At 47.4% G+C, this 26675-nt stretch carries 19 protein-coding genes; 11 read left to right on the plus strand and 8 right to left on the minus strand.

Annotated features, from left to right (window positions below; genetic code table 11):
- Positions 1-91 precede the first annotated feature (91 nt).
- The 3 genes from ACZ5KY_RS07485 (at position 92) to ACZ5KY_RS07495 (ending at position 4680) form a co-directional block, all read left to right on the plus strand.
- Positions 92-1459 carry a SulP family inorganic anion transporter gene (locus ACZ5KY_RS07485; protein ID WP_464243270.1) on the plus strand — a complete coding sequence of 456 codons (1368 nt, stop codon included), beginning with the start codon at positions 92-94 and terminating at the stop codon, positions 1457-1459.
- A gap of 1283 nt (positions 1460-2742) precedes the next feature.
- Entirely contained in the window at positions 2743-3024 is a 282-nt protein-coding gene (locus ACZ5KY_RS07490) for an addiction module antidote protein (protein ID WP_464243271.1), read from the plus strand.
- Between the two features lie 369 nt (positions 3025-3393).
- Positions 3394-4680: an IS110 family RNA-guided transposase gene (locus tag ACZ5KY_RS07495; protein WP_464243272.1), complete on the plus strand. Its 1287-nt coding sequence runs from the start codon at positions 3394-3396 to the stop codon at positions 4678-4680.
- Positions 4681-5272: 592 nt separating this feature from the next.
- Here the strand turns inward: ACZ5KY_RS07495 and ACZ5KY_RS07500 are convergent.
- Positions 5273-8623: a tetratricopeptide repeat protein gene (locus ACZ5KY_RS07500; protein ID WP_464243273.1), complete on the minus strand. Its 3351-nt coding sequence runs from the start codon at positions 8621-8623 to the stop codon at positions 5273-5275.
- A 96-nt stretch (positions 8624-8719) separates the two neighbouring features.
- Positions 8720-10231, minus strand: a complete 1512-nt coding sequence (locus ACZ5KY_RS07505; RefSeq protein ID WP_464243274.1) for a DUF2779 domain-containing protein — start codon at positions 10229-10231, stop codon at positions 8720-8722.
- A 138-nt stretch (positions 10232-10369) separates the two neighbouring features.
- Here ACZ5KY_RS07505 and ACZ5KY_RS07510 point away from each other — a divergent pair, with 138 nt between their 5' ends.
- Positions 10370-10507: a hypothetical protein gene (locus ACZ5KY_RS07510; protein ID WP_464243275.1), complete on the plus strand. Its 138-nt coding sequence runs from the start codon at positions 10370-10372 to the stop codon at positions 10505-10507.
- Here the strand turns inward: ACZ5KY_RS07510 and ACZ5KY_RS07515 are convergent.
- Both ACZ5KY_RS07515 and ACZ5KY_RS07520 read right to left on the minus strand, forming a co-directional pair.
- Entirely contained in the window at positions 10484-11200 is a 717-nt protein-coding gene (locus tag ACZ5KY_RS07515) for an MBL fold metallo-hydrolase (protein WP_464243276.1), read from the minus strand. The genes ACZ5KY_RS07510 and ACZ5KY_RS07515 overlap by 24 nt on opposite strands.
- Before the next feature lie 68 nt (positions 11201-11268).
- A complete protein-coding gene (locus ACZ5KY_RS07520) occupies positions 11269-11400 on the minus strand; it encodes a hypothetical protein (protein ID WP_464243277.1) in 132 nt (43 codons plus the stop codon).
- 513 nt (positions 11401-11913) lie between these two features.
- On the opposite strand from ACZ5KY_RS07520, the gene ACZ5KY_RS07525 reads away from it, so the two are divergent.
- Both ACZ5KY_RS07525 and ACZ5KY_RS07530 read left to right on the plus strand, forming a co-directional pair.
- On the plus strand, positions 11914-14019 hold the full coding sequence (locus ACZ5KY_RS07525) for a methyl-accepting chemotaxis protein (RefSeq protein WP_464243278.1): 2106 nt from the start codon (positions 11914-11916) through the stop codon (positions 14017-14019).
- Between the two features lie 30 nt (positions 14020-14049).
- A complete protein-coding gene (locus ACZ5KY_RS07530) occupies positions 14050-14544 on the plus strand; it encodes a chemotaxis protein CheW (protein ID WP_464243279.1) in 495 nt (164 codons plus the stop codon).
- Positions 14545-14681: 137 nt separating this feature from the next.
- Here the strand turns inward: ACZ5KY_RS07530 and ACZ5KY_RS07535 are convergent, their stop codons facing one another.
- The 4 genes from ACZ5KY_RS07535 to ACZ5KY_RS07550 form a co-directional block, all read right to left on the minus strand.
- Positions 14682-16067, minus strand: coding sequence for a dihydrolipoyl dehydrogenase (locus ACZ5KY_RS07535; RefSeq protein ID WP_464243280.1), 1386 nt, complete (start codon positions 16065-16067; stop codon positions 14682-14684).
- Positions 16068-16148: 81 nt separating this feature from the next.
- Positions 16149-17153 (minus strand): ABC transporter ATP-binding protein, encoded by a 1005-nt coding sequence (locus ACZ5KY_RS07540; protein ID WP_464243281.1) that lies wholly within the window; start codon positions 17151-17153, stop codon positions 16149-16151.
- 26 nt (positions 17154-17179) lie between these two features.
- Positions 17180-18139, minus strand: coding sequence for an ABC transporter ATP-binding protein (locus ACZ5KY_RS07545; RefSeq protein WP_464243282.1), 960 nt, complete (start codon positions 18137-18139; stop codon positions 17180-17182).
- Between the two features lies 1 nt (position 18140).
- The gene (locus ACZ5KY_RS07550) at positions 18141-19652 is read right to left on the minus strand and encodes a sensor histidine kinase (RefSeq protein WP_464243283.1); all 1512 of its coding nucleotides are present in this window, start codon (positions 19650-19652) and stop codon (positions 18141-18143) included.
- Positions 19653-19845: 193 nt separating this feature from the next.
- On the opposite strand from ACZ5KY_RS07550, the gene ACZ5KY_RS07555 reads away from it, so the two are divergent.
- The 5 genes from ACZ5KY_RS07555 (at position 19846) to ACZ5KY_RS07575 (ending at position 26320) form a co-directional block, all read left to right on the plus strand.
- Positions 19846-22056: a Tex family protein gene (locus tag ACZ5KY_RS07555; RefSeq protein ID WP_464243284.1), complete on the plus strand. Its 2211-nt coding sequence runs from the start codon at positions 19846-19848 to the stop codon at positions 22054-22056.
- Positions 22053-22910, plus strand: coding sequence for a PHP domain-containing protein (locus tag ACZ5KY_RS07560; RefSeq protein ID WP_464243285.1), 858 nt, complete (start codon positions 22053-22055; stop codon positions 22908-22910). The genes ACZ5KY_RS07555 and ACZ5KY_RS07560 overlap by 4 nt, the downstream gene beginning before the upstream one ends.
- 49 nt (positions 22911-22959) lie before the next feature.
- Complete coding sequence (locus ACZ5KY_RS07565; RefSeq protein ID WP_464243286.1) at positions 22960-23397, plus strand: FKBP-type peptidyl-prolyl cis-trans isomerase; 438 nt, start codon at positions 22960-22962, stop codon at positions 23395-23397.
- Between the two features lie 66 nt (positions 23398-23463).
- Positions 23464-25629, plus strand: coding sequence for a bifunctional 23S rRNA (guanine(2069)-N(7))-methyltransferase RlmK/23S rRNA (guanine(2445)-N(2))-methyltransferase RlmL (gene rlmKL / locus ACZ5KY_RS07570; RefSeq protein WP_464243287.1), 2166 nt, complete (start codon positions 23464-23466; stop codon positions 25627-25629).
- Between the two features lie 97 nt (positions 25630-25726).
- Positions 25727-26320 carry a TetR/AcrR family transcriptional regulator gene (locus tag ACZ5KY_RS07575; RefSeq protein ID WP_464243288.1) on the plus strand — a complete coding sequence of 198 codons (594 nt, stop codon included), beginning with the start codon at positions 25727-25729 and terminating at the stop codon, positions 26318-26320.
- Positions 26321-26675 lie beyond the last annotated feature (355 nt).

Below are 26675 nucleotides of genomic sequence, written 5' to 3' on the forward strand. Positions count from 1 at the left end.
TAATAAATATCTTGCATTAATCCCTTTAGAAGGTATATTTTCCCTAGGAGTAGAACGCTGTTTGTTGGACACCCCTTCTACGGAGAGCCTGATGTCCTCCTCCCCAGCGCAAAATATCATTCGCAATATTATTATCGGCTTTACCGTCAGCTTTGTCGCCTTAAGCCTTGGCGCTGCCCTGGGTATTCTTTCTGGTCGAGGAGCGTTTGCCGGTATGTTTTCTGCCGGTATTATCGCTTTATTTACTGCCCTGTTGGGCGGCACGCGGGTTCAGTGCTCAGGCCCAACAGCTCCCATGAGCGCCGTCAGTGCTCTCGTTGTTGCTTATGCCTATGATCAAGTCAATCAACTTGGGCACATCACCAATAGTGACCATTTTATTAATCTTGTGTTTTTGCTCAATGGTTTTGTCCTGCTCTGCATGGCAGTTCTACGCTTTGGCCGATTTATTCGCTTTGTGCCCAATGTTGTCATATCGGGATTTATGAGCGGTATTGCCTTGTTGATTTGGCAGGATCAGCTCAATGTTTTGTTCGGGTGGGACGGAAAAATTGCCCTGCACGGCGGATGTATAGCAAATGGTTTGGTCGCCTTGACAACATTGATGCTCATTTTTGTTTTTGCACCGTTAATGCGCAAAGTGATTGGCAACCGTTCTCGTTTTTTACCCTCGACTCTGCTAGCAATCCTTTGTGTCAGTATCGGCTGCGCCGTGCTCCAGATCCCCGTTGAACGTGTACAGCTCAGTGGTAACCTACAAAACTTCTCTGATTTTACCCACTTAATAGAGCAACAATGGCCGCGCGACTGGTCCTTTTCAACCCTGATAAAAGCGTTCCCCTTTGCGTTGCAGTTAGCCGTACTCTGCTACCTTGATACGCTGCTGACTTCGTTAGTTGTCGATAAAATGAGTGGCGAAACAACTCGCCAAAATCAGGAATTGATGGCTCAAGGCGTCGGCAACAGTGTCTGTGCCTTAGTTGGCGGTATCCCCGGAGCTCAGGCAACCATCCGTTCAGTACTTATGTTGAAGGAGCAGGCCAACCTCAGGTTGGCAGGAATTATGACGGGGGTATTCGTTCTGGTCGAAATGTTTCTGTTTCAAGAATGGATCAATGCCATTCCGAAGGCTGTGTTTGTCGGTATATTGATCAAGGTTGGTTATGATGTGTTTGATTTCATGCCATTGCGTCTTTATCTCAAGCAATTGATCATAAAACACCGACACCAGTGGCAGGATTTTTTCTCACGTCATGATGATCGTGAAATCTATATTACCAATCGCGAAGGGTTGATGATTAGTGGAACCGCGATAGTGACCGTTTTCTTTGATCTCAACATGGCCGTTGCTGGCTTTACTCTGTTGTTCTACCTTCACAATAAAGCGCTTAATCGTCGTAATCCCATGCGAGATCTTGTTCCAGAAAAGGAAACAGAGGCTTTTTCTCGTGAAGCATAACGGGGCACTTCACTGCCTTTGATCTAATTGAAAAGTGGTCACCGACCACTGGAAAACTATTATATAGCTAGAGTTTTCGTAATTCCTTTCAAGTTAGGTTCCACCCTAAAGCTAGATAATAAAACTCAACCAAAATATTCTACGCCGCCATAACGAATTAAAACCGATTTGGAGGTCGAGAGGCCGACGAGCCGCCAATGTTTATGTAAGAGGGAAGGTGAACCATTGTAGGTAGAATGCGGCCCGCTGCAGGTGTGAACTTCAAGGCCGTTTTTTGCTTACTTTTTTGAGGCATGGAGACTGTTGAAGTTAACGGATCGTTGCGAGAGAAAGGATGGGTGAGACCAGATTTTTGATAATTTGAGAGCGAATAGCAGGGCTATTTGTCGAGGATTATCGGAGATATGGGCCATTCACACTTTTTCGCAGTAGATTCGGTGGCTGCAATAGCCTCCACACCAAAAAAGTACGTCGGCTGCGAGACGAGACTCGCGAACTTGATCTTATTTTGTGAGGTTGTGGAACGTGATTAATATTGAAAGCCTGATAATAACACCCCTCGGCTGAAGTAATTCGGGGTTGCGCCCCCGACCGTCGCCCTACTTTTAGCGTCATCCAAAAGTAGGCAAAACATGACCCGCAATTGTCTTGCCCTGCGGGTTCCCTCACTTCAATCGCTTATATCAGAGTGTGCCAAAAAACTCGCTACGCTCAGACAGTTTTGGCACAAGCAGCTCTGATGACGCTCATTGCGTTCGGCTGCGGCAAATGGGGGAGGGTGGTGCGAAATAACTAAACCTTGAAACCATTGTTGCTTTGGTTTCGGTAGGTCGGCCATTGGCCGACGCTTGTAGATTTTACTCAAGATAGCTTAGTTCAGGTCGGATGCGGTGAGGGCAACGAACCGCAGCGGTTCTGCTTTGACAGTGGGGGGCATAAAGATTACATCTTGACGGTGTGTTCTCTGCGGGATTCACTTTTAACATGGATTATATTTTAGAAAATACACTCCAATATAAAAAGTGGTTTTTGCAGCTTAAAGATAAAACCTGTAAAAATAGGCTGTTGCTCCGTTTAGCACGAATTGAAAATGATAACTTTTGTGATTATAAACAACTCGACGAAAACTTATTTGAGCTACGTTGCACCTTTGGTGGTGGGTACGCATTTACTACACGCTTCGCGGCGAGAGGGTTGTTTTGTTGCTAACGGGTGGTAATAAGTCACGCCAGTCAAGTGATATTGAAAAAGCCAAGAGAATGTTGAGAGAATTGGAGTAAATTATGACTGTAAAAATTGAACGATTTGATATCGCAGAACACCTTGAAACCGATGAAGATATTCATGAGTTTTTAAGTGAGGCCATTACTACAGGTAGTGAGTCCGATTTTATTCATGCTCTCGGTATTGCTGCACGAGCTAAAGGGATGAGTGATCTCGCTCGTTCTGCACAAGTCACCCGTGCCAGCCTATATAAATCCCTTTCTGACAATGGTAATCCGCGCTTTGATACGATTAATAAAATTGTCGAGGCCTTGGGTTGCAAGTTGATGATCGCCCCGTAGGTTTTATCATGACCAATTGCTGTTTGTTGTGAAAGCCGATTCGGAAAGTTTCCGAATTGGCTTTGTTTATTTGGTGTTAGGTTTGTCAGGCATTGTCTGACGGTTCGCCCTGTCGAAAGAACCAAGGCAAAGGGGAAGGGACAAGTAGGATGCGGTGAGGGCAACGAACCGCATCGGTTCTGCCTGTCCTTGGTAAATAGAATGGTTACCTTCTTTTCTCCTAAAGCAATAAAGCAAGAACGTTATATATGACTCACGATCAAAGCTAACTTCCTGGAAGTTAAGCGAATTAATAAAAAAGCAATAGCCTGTTTTTGGTCGTTCTTTCTGCTAACAATAAAAGCAAACCCCACAAAACAGGAGGCTTTTATGTTGGATAAACTGGACAGATTGGAACAGTTTCGGCAACTACGCTCTACCATTCGTGGATCAAAATCAATTCTGGTTGTTGGGATTGATGTTGCTAAAAGTAGCCATCATGCCTTTTTCGGTGATGCCAACGGTAAAACTCTGCACAAGAGGCTGATTTTTGATAATGATCTTGAAGGGTTTCAAAAGCTTCGCGGCATGGCGAGTAGTTTAGTAGCAAGACATGCTTTAGAGCAGTGTGTGTATGGTGTTGAACCTACGGCCTCTTACCATAAACCACTTGCTGAATATCTGATCCGTAACAATGAGCAGGTTGTTTATGTTTCTAATGTTGCGGTAAAGCATAACCGATCACTCTTAGATGGTCGTTGGGATAAAAACGACACTAAAGATGCTGCGAACATTGCTGATCTAATCGGTCAAAGCCGCTGTCAATACTATGATCTCGCCGCTAATGACATCAGAGAGTTACGCAGTCTCCTCGCTTATCGCAATAAGCTTAAAAAGCAGGAGCACAGCTTGCGGATGCGTATCCGCAACAACCTGTTAGCTCAATACTTTCCTGAACTCGATAAACAGATGCCTCAAGGCGGTCAAGATGGTTTGATCCTCGATATTATCGCTAAAGACTTTGATCCAACGCATATTGCTGCAACACCATTTGAAACATTTCGCCAACAATACAAACTATCACGGCGACCCATTACCTATGAAAAACGGTTACGCACCATTTGGGAACAAAGTCAGCAATCTATCGGTTGCTTCCTCCCCGAATCTGCCGCATGGGAAGGACAGATGATGGTTGATCAGCTCCATCATACCAGACAGATCAAGCACGACTTAGAGCAACAACTTAAATACGTTGGAGAGAAGTTCTCATCATACCGCTGCATTATAACCATCCCTGGCTTTGGGCCAATCATCTCAGCAATGACCCTTGGTGCTATTAGCGATGCCCATCGCTTTACCAGTCGCAAGCAGGTGTTACGGCTCGCAGGGTTAGATTTAAGCGCATCACGCAGTGGTAAAACAAGCAACAGTGCTGTACCCGTAATTTCAAAACAGGGCAAAGCCGCATTACGCTACGGGTTATATCAAGCAGCCCTGATTGCCAGTTACCAAGATGAAACTATCAGAAACTACTTTACCCGACTACTCAAAGGGCGAGAACTAGAACGCGGCATTAAAACTAAAATGCGAATCAAATTAGCCGCAAAACTGCTTATCGTGGCATGGACAATGATGAAGCGAAACGAAGTGTTTGATTCTGGCCATTTCAAGGTATAAAACCACCTTCGAAATAGCCATTGGCGAGACGAGTCCGATCAAGAACGTTGAGGCATAAAGACCTCGGGCGGGACAAACAGGGACCTCTCACTGGAATCTTGAAGATTGGATAAGGAATGATGAGGCGGCCCCGCTCCCATTGAGGACGGGGGATGCCGGATATTTGTAACGATTAAACTCAAGGTTCGCCAAGTTGTGAGACTAACGCCAAGTGTTGAAATAGCAGCAGTGGTACGTTCAAAATTGGGCGACATGTTTAACTTGCTGATTTTGCAGTGGGGATTATTTTAGTTGACGTTGGTGATATAGAATGTCCCCTTTTGTTTCCCAGATAGTGGATTTCTTTGAATCCTTCATTTGATCTTTATTTTGCATGACACCATTCCCCTTGCATTATAAAAGGTTTATTTGGTGTGTTGCAATGACCAGTTGAATCCATCTCATCCAAAAGTATGCAAAACATGACCCGCAGACAAGTAGGATGCGGTGAGGGCAACGAACCGCATCGGTTCTGCCTGACCTTGGTAAATAGAATGGTGACCTTCTTTTCGCCTTTGGTTTTATTCTTGGTTTCCCGTCCCCTCTTAGTTCCCTATTTCCTTTTCTTTTTTCCTGATTTTTTTTTCTGATGGCGAAAGCCTGGCCGCATATATTTTTTGCTTACTTTGGTTATTGCGTCATCGAATTCTTGAAGTAAAATATGGGCGTTTGGAAGTGATTTTTGGGCAAGTTTTTTTCCTGTTTGTAAATATTTAAAAGCAATATCAAATCTTCCCATATTGCAATGACAGTTGCTAAGATTTAGGTAGCTTTTAATTGTTTCAGGATGTTCTTGACCAAATACACTTTTATAAATTGATAGGGCCTTTTCAAGGTGTTGAAGTGCTGCCTGATTCTTTCCCTTGGCGGCATATGCACTGCCGACATTTCCGAATGAGATTGCCGTGAATGGATGATATTCACCCAATGCAGCGACTCTTATGTTTAATGCTTTTTTCGCACAATCTAATGCCATTTGTTGATCATTTAATTTACTGTATGTAGCTCCAAGAGTGCTGTATGGAGTCGCTATGTGTGGATGGTTTTCACCTAAAACTTCGCGGTAGATTGTTAGAGCTTTTTCAATGTACTCTATTGACTCGTTGTTGTTGCCTAATTTGCGATAAGTGTTGCCGATCGAACTGTATGAACCTGCAGTGTCTGGATGGTTTTCTCCTAGGACCGTTTGATTTATATCCAATGCTTTTTGCTGATATTCTAGTGATTTTTGGTGATCTTCTAGACTCCCATAGGTAGTGCCAATATTATTATAAGACATTGCGGTGTCACGATGGTTTTCACCAAAGACTGCTTGTCTAATTTGTAGAGCCACTTCTTCATATTCAAGTGCTTCCTCATGGTTATATAATACATCAAGTGTGCGGCCAATATTGCTGTACGACATTGCGGTGTCACGATGAAATTTTCCAAGATGTGGTTCCCGAAGTTCTAATCCTCTTTTTAAATATTCTAGGCTTTTTGAATAGTTACCTAAAAATCCATAAGTAGAACCGAGGTCGCTATCTAGATTGGCGCGCAGCGTTAAGTCTGTTAAGCCTGCGGAGTTGTAAATATCTTCTGCTTTCGAGATGATTTTGAGGCATTCGCGATATAGGCCTCTGTGATAGGCTGGATAAGCTTGAAGCCAAGTAAGCCTGCACGCATGTGCCGGTATGTGTTGTTCTACATTGGAGCGCCATGCAATAAGATGATCAATCTCCGATTCAAAATGAGGGAGTGCATGAAAATCTTCGCGCATATCTTCAAGCCAATCTCCGAGCCTCTTGCACGTATCATTTGCCCATTCTCCAGAGCTATCTAACGGATTTTCATTGCGACGTACTTCCCGTACCAGACGATGTAACGCATAGCGATCATCATTGTTATTTTGGAGAAGTTTTAGTTGTGTGCCGAATGCTAATGCTCCTGACAGCTTAATTTCTTCGATACCGAGAAGAGTGGATAATGATTTTAATCCCATTGAGGCGGGTCCACTCCATGTGAGGAGTTGCAAGATATCTTCGAGTAGCGGCTCTTCTTGAATAATATCTTCTTCAATTTTAAGCGTTTTGAAGAGATCGGCATCATGTTTAGTGAAGCTTGCAAAAGTGCTCTTTGAAAGTGTATCAAGTGGTTCATCTAGAAGTCGGTCCCGGTATTTAGAAAAGGTCATAGACGAACGGTGACGAAGATATCCGCCGGCTAACTCTAAGGCTAGGGGTAAGCCATCTAACTGTTTGACAATGTCACATGCTGCATCCATTTCTGTCTCGGCGGTGATTTGACGGCTTGCTTCTTGGAGTAGTAGTTTTAATGACTGCGGTTCGCTAAGAGGGTCAAGTTGAATTGGTGTAAAGCCTGGTAACGGGATACGACTTGTCACTAAAATATGAGGCGTTGCTATTGGGAGGGGCAAATATTCTTCTATCGCAGCAAAATCATCTACATTGTCAAAAATGATTAAGCAATCGGAAAAGGAACGAAGGCGGTGCAACGCAACGTCAAGTTTTAATTTATGCTCTGTTTCTGGGGCAATCCAGTTTGCTAAAACGGCAATGTTTGTCAGTTGTGCATCGATATTTTGGTCAGCATTGATCCATATGACACCATTTGTATATTCTTCTCTGAAACGATAAGCGTATTCGACGGCAAGTTGTGTTTTACCAAGCCCCCCTAATCCTTCAAATGATGCTGCATGCCCAACAGAGGTTGGCTTCCCTTCGTTTAACTGGCATCTTAGTTGTCTCAGCGCATCATTTCTGCCGATAACTTGCTCGCCTTTTTCACGGAAAGGTAAGTTGAAGACTTTGTTTGCGGTATCGTATTTGGCTGATAACGGTAGTACTTGCGACGTTGCAGTGGAGACAGTAGCTGCGGCAAGGAGCTTTTGGTTGTGTTGGGTTTCTGGAATGTCGAATTTCCATTCGGCTTTGGGAGCCTTTCCCGGTATTGGTTTAATAGCCCAACCGCTATCTTTTACAGAGAAGGAATGGAGGTGTGCAATACCTGTTGATTTAATCAAGTCCAGACATGTTAGATTGATTCCAAATTCTTCATTATCCTCAGCACAAACAGCACCTGCGGCTATGGTGATATTGCTCGGCGTTGGAGTTACCCAGGCGTTGTGACTGTGTCCATGTAGCCAAAAATGAAAATCATTGGTAACGCGACGGGTAGCTATGTCTCTGTCCTCTACATTGAAGTTGTCGATCGGGTGGTGAATTAGACCGATGCGGAGGTTTGTATCCTTAGAGTTTTTTTTCGCGTTATTGAATTGCCAGTCGGCAGCAAGCCAAAGGTGTCGGTCATCCTCTGGCCCTGCGCAAGACCAAGCTGAATTAAACCCAGTAATACAAACGATAATTCCATTTATAACAATTTCATTGGTATAGCAACATCTACCGTTGTTGTCGTACTGATGTGGGAGATGAGTTTTGGTAAAACCAACATATTCATTTAGTCGTTTGATATTGTCGATGAACTCAGGTGACAGGTCTGCTACGCGTTGATTAATCACCGAGCTGTGTTTGCGAGCTTCTTTTGCTTTTCCGATCAAAGATTCCTGCGCATCTATATTAATACTCTTTCGATTAATATCATGATTACCTGGAACTACAAACAATCGTTCTTTAGGTAATGGATTATCGCTTTTACCACAGATAGAACGCAGTGAATCAAAGAATTTGGCGATCTCAACATATTGTTGAGTTAAGGGGTCTGTGCCTATTTCACCGAAAGCTAAGTCACCTGTACAGAAAATTAAATCTGGACGTATTGAATTATCGCTTTTGAATATCTCATCAAGATATTCGAGTAAAGCATCTCTAGCGGTTCCATCACGCCATTCAGTTTTTTGGCTAAAATGAATATCTGAAAGATGTAACCAATTTAATTTGCTGTTCACAGTGTCTCCAATGATCTTTGAACTTGGTGAGATATTATTATTTTATTTTTATAAATTGTGGGGACAATTTACCAGGTTCATAATCGCTACCCATCGTTAACCAACCATCCGCAAAACCCCTAAAATCCTAACCATAGCCAACGTATCCAACTCACAATACGCCAACAAATCCTTCCGAATCTCCGCCAACGTCACCAAATCCAACTCATCACACATCGCCCGATAAGCCACCATCGCCATTTGCCCATCGCCAATACTCAACCTCTTATACGACAGCTCCGGCACTAACGCCGGCAGCACCGCTTTAATCGAATACGAACCAGCCATTTGCCAACGATACAAATGACGCTTCTTAAACGGCACCATCAAATCACGCACGTTATCGATACGCAGCTGGAGAGCTTCGGCAAGGTCGGGGAACAACTCAGCCAGTTCACGCAGCACACTTTTTTCAAAGGCTTGGTTGTAGGTCAACACACAGGCTTCAGCTGGAATTTCAGCAATGAGCTGTTCAGCTAACTCTCGGCGCGGATCAAAGTGGGCGGTGGCGGTAGCAAGATACTCATAGTGCTGTGGCTCGGCACCGGCTTGTTGCTGAATATGGAGCGAATATTGAAACGGTATTTTTTGATACGGGCGCACGCCATTGAAGGGCGGAATGGGGGTATCGAAGGTTTCAAAATCGAGATGACATAGCGGATACCACAGGCTCTCGACAAATTCGCGGATGGCGGGAATGTCGGTGGTGTCCTGTTGATTGAGTGTCGCTTCAAGTTGAAAGCGTTGGGCTGGGTTGAGTGCCTCAATGGGCAGGTCTTCGAGTTTGGTGACCCCTTGATGGTAGTAGGCAAATTTGTTGATCCCTCGGCCGCGCAAATCGAAGATCGAATTATTGGGAATATGTTGCCAGCAGTAGGGGATGTAATCGCATTCAAAGGGGGCGGTGCACCATGGGCCGATGTCGATGGTGGGTTCCTCATCGAGGCGCAGGGTGTCGCGTAGTTGGTCGAGTTGTTCGGGTAGCTGCGCTTGGAGCTCGACCACTTCGGCGGTGACATCTTCACTGCGAAACAGTTGTTGAACGTCTAGTTCGCCATGGCGTTTATAATGGTTGTTGATATGGGTGAGGTAGGCGGCGCTGATGTTGAGGCCGCATTGTGTTAATACGTGATATTGGGTGGCGACATCGTCAAGGTTAACCTCTTTGACGCTGGTGCCCATTTTAACTTCATAGATCTGCCAACTCTCGCCATCGCCGCCGCTGTTGCCAACGGATTCATCGCGTACCAAAATGTCCACTTTAACAAACACACCACCGCGCGAGAACGAGGCTTCGTAAATGACGTTGCAGCCTTTGGCGATCAGTTGTTTGGTGCGGGCGAGTTGGGCGGCGAAGGGCAGGCCTTCATAGGGAACTTCAACCCCACCGGGAAACAGTTGTTGGGCTAAAACACCAACTTCGTTGCCGGCAGCAAATCTTGCTTCAAGTTCGGGGCGCGGTGCTAGGTGAAAGTCGGGTGGGTTTTTCTTTAGCCAGAGGGCTTTGTGACACTGTAGCCCTTTGAGTACCAGTGATTTGCTTAGGCCTGTGTTTTTGCGTTTTGTCATGGAGTGATCTCCCATACTTAATGCAACGTAAGTGAACAACGGTCATAACGCAGTGGGAATGATGGCACAAATGGGCTTGAAGTGAAAGGAATGATTAATGATAGCTGGAAAATGAATGGATGCAGAGAAGGGTAGCGAATGGCAGAGAACCGGGCTGAAATGGTCATGGCTGGTTTACCTCTGCCCTGTTTGTGCTTGCTCGGATCAACCCAGCCTGGCCGTGAGGTGAACGCGATTTTGCCACGGCTGGAATCAGTTCGTAACCTGTTCAAGTAATTCGTTAAACAGCGGTTCCCACACGGGGTAGTCCGTCACGGCATTGTAGCCACAGACCGTGCGGATGGTGCGACCCTGCAACAGTTTGATAATGGTATGGCCGCCGAGGATGGTTTTATCGAGCGGGCCGAACGGGTTGAATTTCATCACGCCGTCGTCGAGAAAAACGTAGTCGCAGATAAACAGAATGTCGTCATAAAAATAGATGGTAAACCCCGGCGTATGGCCGTCGATATGAAACGCTTCAATACCGTTTTCGCTGAAATCGCTGCTGAACGGGTTATCGAAGGTGAAGCCGCGACACAATAGGTGCTCGCTATCATTGCGGTGGATACGCACATCGGCGCCAAAGTGTTGACGGTACAAATTAGAGGCACCGAGAAAGTGATGATGGGTAAACATCAGCACATTGGCCGCGTCTAGGTGCGTATCGAAACAGGATGGACAATCGATCCAGTAGACTTTTTCTGGTGTCTCGATGCGGTAGGCTGAGTGTTCAATGCCGAGTTCTGGCACTGACTTGAGGCGGCTGACATGATCGCTGACGGGTATCGTTTGTACGTGATAGGTGTCGGAACAGCGTTGGGCGGTGATGAAGGTATTGTCGCGAGCTCCACAAAATGGGCACTGGTGCGGATGATAACCGACCATGTTGTAACCACACACCGTGCATACGTATTGCTCTGGTTGCATAAATTCCTCCTTAATGTCCGACGGCCCTCTGATCAACGATCAACGATCAACTGTCAGGGTGTCTGTTTTTAACGCCATAGTAATGTCATTGTGGTGCAAGCTGGAGATGGCGTGTGTCTACCATTGGCAAAGGCCTTGTTTAATAGCTCTAGCACCCGGTTGACATCCATGGTGACAATTTCAATCCCTCTGGTTCCCATCGCACCCTCCCGAAAAAATATAGCTAGTAGACTGTCGGACTTACATCTGGACCTAGTAGTCTGTCTGACTTCACGTGGACCTACTACGAATTAGCCTGACCCTGCTTATGTCGGGGGTCTTAAATAGTTTAGCGTAATAATTTGTATCTGCTTGAAAATGGATGAATATTTTTTTATCGACTTTGAATGCTGGTACTTCATGAGGGCTAGGTGAGGTCACTTTTGAGTGGGTAAGACATGACGTGCTCCACTGGTTTGGCTCGTAGCGCGCACCGCCAATGAAGAATAGCCGAATCGTTACACGCTGTAACACTTTGGCTCGATGTGTGCCAAGGATGGTTAGGTTCTTGTGGCGGCACCTCTATCGCCCGGTGCTCAATCAAGCAACACAACTGGCATCAATAACCTTTCCGTGTGTCTTAAATTAAGAAAATACACTTAATTAGAGCGCGGCACGGCTATTGCAAATATCGCATGGATTACCAGATAACTAACGCTATTAGGAGGAGTAATATGCAACTTAAATCGATCCAGCTCAAAATTGCGCTCATCGCGGGACTCTGTCTACTGGTCTCTGCTGTAACACTCGTTAGTTACAGCCTAGTCACCAGTCGAAATACCCAAGCCTTTGTCAATACCGAGGTGACTGGGCTGCTTGACAGCAACGTCAGGTTGCAATTGCAACATCAGGCTAGAGCCGAAGCGGCGGTCATTCGGGCCGAATTTGACCTCGCGCTGAATGCAGCACGAACCATGGCCCATACGTTTGAGATGGTCAAGGAGCTGGATGCGAATGGCAATCCATTATTGGCTCTTGACCGTGATAGTGTTAATGGCGTGCTGTTGAATGTTCTCAAGCAGAACAAGTCTCTTAACGGCACTTATTCGTGCTGGGAACCTAATGCTATTGATGGCAATGACGACGCTTTCCGCACTGGAAAAGATGGCAATAATGCTGATACGGGTCGCTTTAGCCCTTATTGGAACCGCGACGCCAGTGGCAACATTGCCGTGCAACCATTGGTTGAATACGATAGTTACGCTCTCCATGCTAACGGGGTGCGTAAAGGTGGCTGGTATTTAGGGCCAAAGGAAAACCATACCGAGAGCGTGCTTGATCCGTTCCCGTATATAGTTCAGGGCAAGCAGGTGTGGTTGACCACGTTGTCGGTGCCGATTCTGCGTGGTGACAAATTTTACGGTGTTGCCGGTAGTGACTACATCCTCGATTTTGTCCAAGAGCTTAGCATCAAGGTAGATAAGTCTCTGTTTGACGGCCAAGGCGAAGTGATCATCGTCAGTAACATGGGGCTGATTGTTGCCCACAGTGAATCGCCAGAGTTGATCGGCAAACACTTCAAGGCGATTAATGCTGATTGGGAAGATGACCTGGAAATTATTCAAGCTGGAAAAACTGTGGTCGAAGCCAACAAAATTAGCGGTGATGTTGAGGCTCTGGCGCCAATCGCGCTCGGCCGCACTGGTAAGCCGTGGTCTGTTTTTATCCGCATCAACGAAAAGGTGATTCTGGCCGAAGCCAATGCTCTCGACCAGACCCTTGCTTCACGCGGTGATAACAATGTCAATTGGCTGCTCGGTATGGGCTTTATGGTGATCTTGGTCGGCGTTGCTTTGTTGTGGTTCTTTGCTGGCGGCATTGTCCGGCCTATTCTACTCGGAGTGCATTTCGCTAAATCATTGGCATCTGGTGATCTAACTCAGCAGTTGAATATTCAGCAAAAAGATGAGATCGGCCAGCTGGCTGAGGCTCTTAACGCCATGGCTGATAACCTCAAAGAGGTGGTCAACAATATCAAAGGGTCTGCCAACAACGTCGCTTCAGGGAGTCAGGAGTTGTCGGCGAGTTCAGAGCAGATGAGCCAGGGGGCGACCGAGCAGGCTGCCGCCGCCGAAGAGGCGTCCTCATCGATGGAACAGATGGCCGCCAATATCCGCCAAAATGCCGACAATGCCCTCCAAACGGAGAAAATCGCGTTCAAATCGTCGCAAGATGCTGAGGGTGGTGGCGAAGCGGTCAATCATACTGTCAAGGCGATGAAAGACATTGCTGGTAAGATCTCCATCATTGAAGAGATCGCCCGTCAGACGAACTTACTCGCCCTTAATGCCGCCATTGAAGCTGCGCGAGCCGGTGAGCACGGCAAAGGTTTTGCCGTTGTTGCCGCCGAGGTTCGCAAGCTGGCCGAACGCAGCCAAAGTGCCGCCGCCGAGATCAGCGTGCTCTCTTCCAGTAGTGTTGATGTGGCCGAGAATGCTGGCGATATGCTAGAAAAAATGGTTCCCGATATTCAACGTACGGCGGAGTTGGTTCAGGAGATTGCCGCTGCCAGCAAGGAGCAGGACGCTGGTGCCGATCAGGTCAATAAGGCGATTCAGCAACTGGATCAAGTGATTCAACAAAATGCTTCAGCAGCCGAAGAGATGGCCGCCACCTCTGAAGAACTCAATGCTCAGGCCGACCAAATGCAACAGGCGATCGGTTTTTTCATCATCGACCAGAATGACGACAGTCGGCAGCGCGATATGAAGTCGACCTCAAGACAATCGACTCTGGCGATAAGTGGCCCTAGCGCAGATGATGACACCAAGCGCTTTTAATGGCGAATCTACAGCAGAAAGGGGGGGACCATGCAACAGGATTTAAACAACGATAGTCACCAATATTTAACGTTTGTCCTTGATGACGAAGTGTTTGCTCTGGGGATTGACAAGGTACGTGAAGTGCTCGACTTTACAACGTTCACTAAAGTACCTCGGGCCCCTGAGTTCATGCGTGGCGTGATAAATCTGCGCGGTAGCGTTGTTCCGGTTATTGATATGCGGCTTAAATTCGGTATGGAGAGGACGCAGCAGGGGGTGAATACGTGCATCATTATCGCCGAAGTTTATATGGACGGTGTGTCGACGATTCTCGGAGCCTTGGCCGATTCGGTACAGGAGGTACTTGATATCCCACCTGAGCAGATTGAACCGGCACCACGAATCGGTACCAGCTTGAATACAGAGTTCATTAAGGGGATGGGAAAACATAACGAGGAGTTTGTTATCCTCCTCAATATTGACAAGGTGTTCTCCTGCGTTGAACTTGAAAGTGTTCAGCAAGAGGCTGATAACATCAGCTGATCATGGTGTAACAAATTTAGAATATCTTTACCCAACAGGGGAGCATCGTCACGGTGCTCCCCTGTTGTTGTTTGAGCTGAATCGGAATGAAATGGTTTTAGTATGATTATGTCGTAGAGGATCGTTCTAAATACGAACTATTTAAGCTTAAAGAGCGTTTTATTCAACGCCCCTTTCATCACCTCCTCCAACGAGGGATGATAGACAGGCATCTGCAATATCTCATCGACGGTCATACCGTGTTCAATGGCTAATACCAGAGTTTGCGCCATATGCTCTGCTCCGCGACCAAATATCTCCGCTCCTAACAGCGTCCCGCGCTTTTTATCGGCATATACTTGAATCATCCCGCGATGATCGTTGTAGATTTCGTGGCGAGGGCCGCTACTCATGCGCGCTTGGCCGATAACGATCTGTTCGGGATTAAGGTCGCTGTATCCTGCGCCGACAGTGGCCATTTGTGGGTCGGTGAAGTAGATCCCCAATGCGGCTGTTCGTTTCCCCTCTGTTCGGGTAGGAAATGCGATGGCGCTATCTGCTGCAATGCGCCCTTCAATATATGCTTCATGCCACAGAGGTAGATCTTCCGTCGCATCACCAGCGACAAAGATCGGCGAGTCACCGCATTGCATGGTGAGTGGATCGTAGTGCGGTAAGCCTCTGTCGTCTAACGTAAGTCCTGAATTCTCAAGGTTCATGGTGCGTAGATTGGAGCTGCGGCCACTGGCGAGTAATACGCGCTCAAAGGTTCGGATACTCTCCTCGCCATCGCTGGTGCGATAGGTCAGTTGATAGCCACCATCAACCTTGGTCGCTTGGGTAAACTGCCCTTGAGAGACAATGTCCAACTCTTGCTCCATGGTGCGCATCACATCGCGCTGCATGTCGGGATGAGTAAAGGAGCCGATGCGACCACTGCGACCATAAAGGGTGGTTTGCACACCCAGGCGATGAAACGATTGACCTAACTCCAAAGCGATGACGCCAAGACCAACTACGGCAAGTGATTTGGGCAGATCGTTGAGTTCAAAGATGGTATCGCTGGTATCGAGTTCATGGCGCAGGGGCTCAAATACGGGGGCGATATGGGGGGTGGATCCACAGGCGAGAATGATTTTTTTGGCCTTCACCTGCACGCGGCCATCAATATCAATGGTGTGCGGATCGACAAAGGTGGCTTGTCCTTCAAGCTTGAATTGATCGCTGATGCTGTTGACATATTTCATTACGCCGCCAACAAATTTTTCGGCGCGATCTTGGTGGATACGTTCAAACAGGCGCTTGCCGTTGACCTGATAGCTGCCATCAATACCAAAATAGGAACCTTCATCTATGGCATGCGCCAGTTCAGCGGCGACAATCATCATTTTGCTCGGCATGCAACCGACACGCGCACAGGTCGTTCCGTACGGGCCATGCTGAATGAGCACGACGCTGTCCGTCTGTTTACGAATGCGACTGAATGCGCCTAAACCGGCTGTGCCAACGCCAATAATGGCATATTCCACTTCACGTATTTCCATCTGTGCCTCCATTTTATTTCAGTTGTTCAATAGATGAAACGACAGGGACATTGCTTGTCGTGTCGCATAAATCTTAATCCATTATTCGCTGGCAACGCCTTCAAGGGTGATCTCAGCGCTGCGGTGGCAGGCAACTAACCGCTGTGGGGCGGATTGCTGGAGCTCTGGGCGTTGTTGTGAACATTGCGGTTGCGCGTAGGAGCAGCGCGGGTGGAACGGACAGCCCGGTGGTGGCGTTAGCGGTGAGGGAACTTCGCCGTGAGGGATCGCCCGTTTTTTGTAGCGTGGGTCGGCAACGGGTAGCGCTTGCAGTAGCATCTCGCTGTAGGGGTGGAGGGGGCGCGCGAAAAACTCAGCGATGGGAGCTTGCTCAACAATGCGGCCAAGGTACATGACGGCGATGGTATCGCATAGGTGTTCAACCACCGAAAGATCGTGAGAGATGAACAGATAAGTGAGGCCAAATTGTTGTTGTAGATCCTGTAGCAGATTGATGATCTGTGCTTGAATCGACAAGTCGAGGGCCGATACCGGTTCATCGGCAATCACTAGCTCAGGGTTGAGCGCTAAGGCGCGAGCGATTCCGATGCGCTGGCGTTGACCTCCTGAAAATTCGTGGGGGAAACGGGAACCGTGTTCCTCATCGAGTCCGACGTGTTCAAGGAGCTGATTGACACGGGTGGCGAGGGCTTTTTTATTGTGAAGCTGGTGGATGCGAAACGGTTCGGCCAGAGTGTCAAAGATGGTCATACGCGGATTAAGAGAGGCGTAAGGATCTTGAAAGATCATCTGCATCTTTTGCCGCAGCGGTCGCATTTTCTGTTGGTTGAGCTGGACAATGTCATGACCGTGAAATGAGATCTCGCCGCTGTCGGCCTTGAGTAAGCCCATGATCAGTTTACTGATGGTCGATTTGCCACAGCCCGATTCACCAACAAGTCCGAGGGTTTGCCCTTTTTTGAGACTCAGGCTAACGTCGATTACCGCTGGCAATATCGGCCGTTTGAGGCTGTTGCCGCTACTGTTGAGTTTAAAGCTTTTATGTAGATGCTTGATTTCGAGTAGGGTTTCAACTGTGGCGGGCATTGGTTGCTCCATCGTTATTAATTTTATTAATCGTTCCAATGGCGAACAAAGTGATCGTTGGCCATGGTTTGCAGTGGGGGGGCTTTACTGTCACGCGGGGCAAAATCAACGGGGCAATTATCCCAAAAACTTTCAGACTGTGGACGGATATTGAGCCGTTTTTTACGCTGACCGATGGTGGGGATACAGTTAAGTAGTTCGCGCGTGTACGGATGTTGCGCCGCCGAAAAGATTGTATTTACTGGGGCTTGCTCGACGATAAGGCCATCGTACATGATGGCAACAATGTCGGCATTTTGGGCAACCACACCAAGGTCGTGACTGATGAGCAGTGTTGACATGCTCCGTTGCTGTTGTTGCTCGTTGAGCAGTGCCATAATTTGCGCTTGAATGGTGACATCGAGAGCGGTAGTTGGTTCGTCGGCAATGAGCAGATCGGGATCACATGACAGCGCGCTGGCGATCATCACTCGTTGGCGCATTCCTCCTGAAAGTTGATGCGGGTAATCGTAATAGCGCTGCCCAGGATTGGGGATTCCGACCTGATGGAGCAGTTCAACTGCTTGTTCTTGAGCTAGCTTAGCACTTAATCCCTTGTGGTGTTGCAGCACTTCGGCGATCTGATTGCCGACGGTGAACACAGGGTTAAGGGCGGTCATCGGGTCTTGAAAAATCATAGCGATGCGATTACCGCGTACACGGCGCATCTCCTCAATGGGCAACTGCAGTAGGTCTTCATTGTTGAAATTGATTTGTCCGCTAACGATGCGGCCGGGTTGCGGCACCAGGCGTAAAATCGAGAGTGCAGTCATCGATTTTCCACAGCCTGATTCACCAACCATGGCCACCGTTTTACCCGAAGGGATGGTGAGGGTGACATCTTGAACTGCTTTGACCAGCCGTTCGGGGGTGAAAAAGTAGGTGTGAAGACCGTGTAGGGTCAAGCAGGGTGATACGACAGTGTCTACTGTGTGGTTGTTAGTCATCTTAGCTTACGTTCCGAACTGGCAGGCTAAATGATAGCGTGGTCCCTTTGCCTAATGTGCTTTCGGCTTGGATCTCGCCACCGTGTGCTTCGACCAGCTTTTTGGCTAAAGTTAAGCCGAGGCCAATACCGCGCTGACCGCGATAAGTACCATTGATGCGGTAAAATTTATCAAAAATTCTTTGGCAGTTCTCTTGGCTCATTCCGATCCCTTCATCGGCGATGGTGATGGCGTAACGAAGGTCTTTTAACTCTCCTGATACCCTGATTAATCCTCCGTTGGGTGAGAACTTAAAGGCATTGCTGAGCAAGTTTTCGAGCACAAGTTCCATTTTACTCAGATCAATAAACAGCATGGAGTTGGTGTCGTTGATATTGAAACGCAGATCACAGCGGCTTTGTTGGGTTGAGCAGAATTTACGCGCGCTATCGAACAGCACTGATACAGGGAACGGCTCTTTGATTAGGTGAACTTCACCGCCCGAATCGACTTGATTGATATCGAGAAGCGAGTTAATCAATTTATCGAGTTGCCATGCCTTATCATTAATTTGGTTCAGAAATTCCTGCTGTTGTTCTTGCTCGAGATTGTTACGTGACAGCAGCAGTTCTGAGTAGCCGGTGATGGTGGTAATGGGTGTTTTAAGGTTGTGCGTCGCTGCAGAGATAAATTCCGATTTCATCCGATCAATGCGTTGCTCCTCAGTATTGTCGCGCAGTAACACAATGATGGCACCCGTATTGGTGTGGCGTGTTTGCACGGCAGAGGTGCTGCCCTTAATGGTCCGGATGCTGCCATCTTTGGTAATAATGGTATCTTGGAATGATTCACCGATCTTCGATGGTATAAAGGTGTGTGTGTAGTCATTGCCGGTGGCGCGGGAGAAAATGGCGGCGAGGCTTTGTCCTTTAAGCGCGTCACTATCAAGTTCGAGAATGAGTTGGGCAGGTTCATTAATCAGTTCGATACGACCACTGGCATCGGTGACCAGTAGGCCATCGGCTAATGAGGTTAAAATGTTGAGAGTCTTATCTTTCTCCTGCTGCCAGTAAACAACGGCTTGTCGCTCTTGCTTGAGGAGGATTTGGTTGCGGATTAGTAGTTCGCCAACAAAGAGACCGCTGATGCCACCAAAAAATAGTGGAACGACATATCCTTCAAATTGGATGGGGTAGCCAGCAAGCGATTTTTGTATTGTTGAAAATAAAGCGAGCAAAGCCATGCCGAGAAGAACATAGATGATCAGCTGGATGCGCGATGTTGTCGACGCGTCATCGTGTCGGTTATTGCTGTAAGTAAGGGCGTGATTGTGTGCTGATAATCGAGCAATATTCAAGGATAGAGTGTACAGAACACCACCAATACAGCCCCCTGCTAAAACTGGTACAATATAGCCCATTGACTCATGGGGAATGCCAATAATGTTTTTTTGAATATAGGATAAAAAGGTAAAAATAGTGCTGCCGAGTGCAAATGAGGCAATCATTGAGATGAGTTCACGAACTGATTTCATCGGTAGCCTATGGCTTAGGGGAATGGTAAAATTAAACGTAACTTAGTCACTTTAAGATAAAAGGGCGCACTTTGACAAGGGGTGATTTATTCATGGCTGATCGTGTGTCGTTATGATTTGGCGGTGTAGGTTGGGTGTGCTAGGGTTACTCCCTTTTATTGAATGAAAACTTTTACGAAATAGAATGGCCGATATGCAACAAAACACAGAGACGCAAAGACAGATTCATCACTGGCTCATTGAGGGTACTACCCTAAAATTATGGCAGGTTGAGAACACCGTTGAGCTATTAAATGGCGGTGCGACTATCCCATTTGTTGCCCGTTATCGTAAGGAGCAAACTGGCGAGCTAGATGAAGTGGTGTTACGCCAACTTCAGGAGCAGCTGTGTTACTTTAATGAATTAAACGACCGCAAGGCAACGGTGGTGAAAACCATTGAGGCTGCGGGGGCGTTGAGTGCTGAATTGCGCGAGAAAATTCATTCTGTGCGCGAAAAAGCGTTACTTGAAGACCTTTACCTGCCGTTTAAGCCACGGCGGCGCACTCGGGCAACCATGGCACGTGAACGCGGCCTTGAACCGTTGGCTGCGCAGATATTGGACCAGCGCGTGGAGTGGCATCACGTAGAGCGGCAGGCTCAACGGCTAGCCGCAGCCAATGACGAGTTGGACTCTGCTGACATGTCACTACGCGGTGCGGGTGACATCATTGCCGAAGGCTACAGTGAACAAAGCGATGTGCGCACGTTGGTACGGCAGCGCACCTGGGCGGCTGGTGTGTTGAAGTCAACCGTTGCCAAAGGGTTTGACGGTGAAATCTCTAAATATGAGACCTATTATGATTTTTCGGAGCCGATCCGTGTCATTCCGTCGCACCGATTGTTAGCGATGCGTCGCGGCGAGAAAGAGGATGTGCTCAGGTTGTCGTTGGTTGCTCCTGCTGAGGAGTTGGTCCGCCAGTTGGCGAAAAAACTGCTGCGCTGTTCAGGGCAACGTTATCAATTTTTGCTCGAAGTGGTTGCAGATAGTTATCAACGATTGTTGGCTCCAGCTATTGAAGTTGAATTACGTCTCAAGGCCAAAAACAGTGCTGACGAAGCGGCAATTAAGGTCTTTGCTGACAATTTACGCCACTTGCTGTTAGCGGCACCTGCGGGGTCATTTCGGGTGCTAGGTGTTGATCCGGGGTTACGCACGGGGTCAAAGTTGGCCGTGGTCGATGAAACGGGTAGTTTTCAAGCTCATGAGACGATCTACCCGCATACGGGTAAAGGTTCGGCGAGCGCCGCCAAAGCGACGTTTTTGGCGTTGGTTAAAAAATATAATATCCAGATGGTTGCCGTAGGTAATGGTACGGCAGGGCGTGAGATGGAACAATTTTGCCGCCAAGAGTTACAAGAGTCATCAGCTGCTCATCCAAAGACTGCGGTGGTGATGATCAGCGAAGCGGGGGCGAGTGTTTATTCGGCTTCGGATTGCGCCCGCGAAGAGTTTCCTGATCTTGATTTAACTATTCGCGGAGCGATCTCGATTGCGCGGCGCTTGCAAGATCCTCTTGCTGAACTGGTGAAGGTGGATCCGAAAAGTATCGGTGTTGGTCAGTATCAACACGATGTTAATCAAAAGGAACTTAAGACCTCCCTTGATGCGGTGGTTGAGAGTTGCGTCAATTATGTCGGTGTCGATCTGAATACCGCGTCGTCAGCGTTGTTGAGCTATGTGTCGGGCATTGGCCCAGCATTGGCTAAAGCCATTGTTCTTTACCGTGATGACAATGGAGCGTTTAAGCGGCGCAAAGATCTACTCAAGGTGCCACGTTTGGGAGCCAAGGCCTATCAGCAGGCGGCTGGATTCTTGCGAGTGACCCATGGTGATCCGTTGGATAATACTGCTGTTCACCCTGAACATTATGCATTGGTCAAGCGTATGGCCAGCGATGCGGGCTGTACGGTGCCTGAATTGCTCGACCAAACAGAAAAAATTAAAGGGGTAGCGTTGGCTCTCTATGTTGATGAGACGATTGGTTTGTCAACGTTACGTGATATTCATGCTGAGTTGTTAAAGCCGGGGCGTGATCCACGGCAGGAATTTGAGACCGCCGAGTATCGAGACGATGTGACACAAATTGGTGATCTGCATGATGGGATGATTTTAAATGGCTGCGTGACTAATGTTGCCGCTTTTGGAGCGTTTGTCGATGTCGGCGTTCATCAGGACGGTTTAGTGCATGTCAGCCAATTAGCGAACCGCTTTGTTAAAGATGCCGCCGACTGTGTCCATGTTGGGCAGTTGGTTCGTGTTAAGGTGCTGAGCGTTGATGAAAAGCGTCGTCGCATTAGCTTATCAATGAAGCAGGTTGTCGAGACTGAGACAACAGAAAAAATAGGAGCAGCACAACCATGACACATTTGATAGACCTTCATGTCCATAGTCGCTGTTCTGACGGTGTCTATTCACCGCAGCAGCTGGTTGAAAAGGCCGCACAGGCGGGAGTGGTAACGCTTGCAGTGTGTGATCATGATAATATTGACGGGATACTGATCGCACGCGAAGTGGGTCAACAGTGTGGTGTTCAGGTGATCTCTGGTGTTGAATTGTCGTGTATTTGGGGCGAGTATCAAGATGTTCATCTTCTCGGTTATGGCTTCGATTGTCATGATATCCCTCTGCAACAGGCGTTGCATAGTTTTCAAAAGTTCCGCGCTGAGCGCAATAAATTGATTGTCGATAAAATTAATACCCTGTTAGTCGAAAAAGGGGTGGAACCGCTCGTTTTTGAACGGGTGGAAGCGCGCGCTGATGGCACGGTGGGTCGCCCACATATTGCTATGGAGCTGATGGAGGCGGGCCATGTGAAAACGATGGAGGATGCTTTCAATAAATATTTAGTACCGTGTAATATTCCGAAACGATTTTTTCCTGTCGATGAAGCGATCGATCTGATTCACTCTGCGGGTGGTGTTGCGGTGCTGGCTCACCCCCCTTATGTGACGCGTGACGACGAGAAGATGAAGATATTGCTCAATGAATTGGTCGCGGTTGGTTTAAATGGTATAGAAGTGTATAATAACGGCGCCAATAGTAGTGAGATTGAATGGTATCTTACTCAGGCGAGGTTACGGCAACTACTGGTTACCGGCGGCTCCGACTTTCATGGCATTGAAGCGGGCGGCGCGGAATTGGGTAAAATTCGGTCGATTGGTTCAATTCCAACGGACTGTGCCGAGGTATTACTTAAGCGTATTGAAGAGAACTGATTCTCTGTCACACTATTTTGAAATATTATTTAACTAGAAAGATTTGATTATGAATGTTGTACAGCAAGGTCAATTTGTTAAGGTTCATTATGTTGGTACGTATGAGGATGGTACTGAGTTTGATTCCTCAACGGGCGGTACACCGCTTGAATTTACTCTCGGTCAGTCACAGGTGATCCCTGGTTTTGAGAAGGCTGTTGAGGGGATGTCTGTTGGCCAAGAAAAGCAGGTTCGAATTGAAGCGGTTGATGCCTATGGTGAGTACGACGAAGACCAGCTCGCAACGGTGGATCGCTCCATGTTGCCAGAAGGGATGGAGCTTGAGGTTGGTTTGCAAATGCAAGCTGATACCGATGAGGGTATTCCGTTGGTGGTCACCATTGCTGGCGTTGACGGCGATCAAATCACCCTAGACGGTAATCACCCGATGGCGGGTAAAGTGTTAAACTTTTCTCTGCAATTGGTCGAGATCGCCGAGGACGAATAGCGTTTCCAACAGGTACAGAATCATTTAAGCAGTAAACTCTCAACTTTTTATGAAGTGATACGACTCATGGCACAGGAATCATTTAAATTATTCGCTACTTCACCGAAGGGGTTAGAGCCTCTGTTGGTGGATGAACTCAGCTCTCTCGGCGCGACAACAGCACGGCAAACACGCGGTGGTGTTGAATTCTTCGGCACATTAGAAGTGGTGTATCGCGTATGCTTATGGTCGCGGTTAGCGGGTAGAATCTTGATGCCATTGATCGAGCAACCCGTTGAAGACCCTGATCAACTCTATACGGCCGTTCATGACTTTCCTTGGGAAGATCACTTTGATTCGACGGCAACCATGGCGGTGGATTGTAACCTGTCCTCATCGAAAATCACTCACTCGCGCTATGCGGCACTAAAGATAAAGGATGCGGTGGTCGATCGCTTTCGTGAACTCACGGGGCAACGCCCTGACGTTGAGGTTAAGCAACCGAACTGGCGAATTAATGCGTGGCTTAACCACGACAAGCTCATTCTGAGCCTCGATTTGTCGGGCGATAGTTTGCATCGCCGTGGGTATCGCACCGAAGGTGGTCGTGCCCCCCTTAAAGAGCATTTAGCTGCCGCACTGTTAGTGCGAGCGGGATGGAACGCCTTGAGTCAGTCGGGGGCGCCATTGGTTGACCCCATGTGTGGTTCGGGAACTCTGGTCATTGAGGCCGCACTGATCGCGGGTGATTGTGCGCCGGGGATGTTGCGTGAATATTATGGCTTTTTGCATTGGCAACAACACGATGCCCAGCTGTGGCAGCAATTGCTTGATGAAGCGCAATCGCGGCGCGAAAAGGGTTTAGAGTCGGTATCGCGTATTGTTGGTTATGACCGTGATCCACGAGCGGTAAAAAATGCCTGGGCCAATGCCGAACGTGCAGGTGTTGACTTGTGCGTCCATTTTGAACGGCGTGAGCTGAAGCAGCTCGGCGAGAGTGATGACTTTTCTGAGCCTGGGTTGTTGATTACCAACCCACCGTACGGCGAGCGACTTGGTGAAAAAGAGGAGGCTATGGCCCTCTACACTCTACTGGGCGAGAAGATGCGGGAGCACTTTCTTCACTGGAATGTTTCCGTCTTTACCGTGGGCAGTGAGTTTGGTCAAGCATTAGCGATGCGTGCGCAGAATAAACACACTTTTTACAACGGTGCCCTTAAGTGCTTATTGCTTCACTTTAAGGTTGAACCAGAACATTTTTTCCGTGCACCGATTACCGCCTCTCATGGCCTCGCTAACGTCGTCACCCTCAGCGATGGTGCGCAGATGTTCGTTAATCGTATGCGTAAGAATTTGAAAAAAATGAAGCGCTGGGCGGGGCGCAACGGAATCAGCTGTTATCGTGTTTATGATGCGGATTTGCCTGAATATGCGGTGGCCGTTGATCTATATGATGATCGCGTTCACGTTCAAGAGTATCAAGCACCATCAACCATTGATGAGCGTTTAGCGCGCCGTCGTGTGCGAGAGGTTGTCACCGTGCTCCCTGAACTGTTAGGGGTAGATGCGGAACATGTTTATGTCAAAACACGCAAGCGCCAACGCGGTGCCGATCAGTATGATCGTCAAGATAAACAGCGTGATTTCTTTGAAGTTCAAGAGGGTGGTTTACGCTTTAAGGTTAACTTGGCCGATTATCTCGATACGGGGCTGTTTCTTGATCATCGTCTTACCCGTGAGTTAATTCGCGACCTGGCACCGCAGCGTGATTTTTTGAATCTGTTTGCCTATACCGGTAGTGTTAGCGTTTACGCAGCAGCGGGTGGGGCACGATCAACGACCACTGTTGATATGTCGAGTACCTACTGCGGGTGGGCAAAAGAAAACCTCGAATTGAATGGTTTTAAGTCCCATGTTCATCAAGTGATCAGTGCTGATTGTTTAAAGTGGGTGGAACAGCACTCACGTAAATATGGTTTGATCTTTCTGGACCCACCGACCTTCTCCAATTCTAAAAAAATGGATGATTGCTTTGATATTCAAAGCGATCATGTGGCGTTAATCCAAAATGCCTGTCGCTTGTTAACGGACGATGGTGTGTTGATCTTCTCGAATAATTTACGCCGTTTTAAGATGGACCATGATGAATTGACGGGTCTTGATATTGAGGACATCTCGCAGCAAACGATCCCACAGGATTTTGAAAGAAATCCAAGGATTCACAATTGTTGGAGGATCAGCTTGGGTAAATAATTATTCCAGCGTTGATTCGCCTTTTGTTTTGTGTTTGTTTTCGCTATGTTGTGGATCGTAGTTATATTATAAGGTTTATGTTTGGCAGGGGGAATCAATGTCTTTGGAAAAAAAGCGTCATATTGCACCACAGGAAAAAATGGCAAAAGTGTTAAAGGTTGCTCGAGAATTGTTTGTTAGCAAGGGTTACCATAATGTTTCTATCCCGGCCATTGTTAAGGCTTCGGGAGTGAGTACAGGTGCTATATACAGTTACTTTGAGAACAAAGAGAGTCTTGCCCGACAGATTCATGACAATACCCTCGAAGAGTTTAACCTGATGTTACAAGAGCGCCTAGCACATGCGACGACAGTCCGTGAAAAACTTGAGTCGTTTGGCCACTTGTCGTTTGATATTGCAGAATCTGATCCAGTGATGATGGAATATATGCTGTATATGAAGCACTCCGAATTTATGACCGATGCGGTGCCAATGTGCTTCACCGAACCGTTTAAGGCGGTACGTTTGATGCTTGAAGAGGGTATGGCGACGGGTGTTATTCGTCAGCAAGATCTGTACGCGGCGGCGATCACCTACACCGGTGTTGTTCTCCGTGCCGTTGAGTTACGCTTGTTATGCGTGATCAATAATCCGCTACAAGAGTTTGCCGATGATCTGCTCTATAATGCTTGGGCAGCGATCAAGAAGTAGTGGGTGCGGTTTGGTCACATTTGAAGCTTTATAGGTGAGGACTTTTTTAGAAAAATAAAAGAAAGAGCATTCGTTATTTGATTTATGTGTGATATGATTCGCTCAAATGTTTTTTAGTTCGAAAGTTAGGGCGGCATCGTTTTGATTGATTATTGGTTTTATTCCATGCACAACTACGTTTTCATTAGGGAATGAACGCTCTTTCAGTATGCTTTTAATGTTAGTGTTGAACGTGAGAAATCTAGATTCATACTCTCTCGCTTTTTGGTAAGTGGGAGATTGAATAATCGTCCGTGTAGGCCTGATTGGGAAGTGATGGTCTACGGTTTGGGTAACAGAGGTTTTTTTAACTTAC

The sequence above is a fragment of the Desulfuromonas svalbardensis genome (assembly GCF_055389415.1).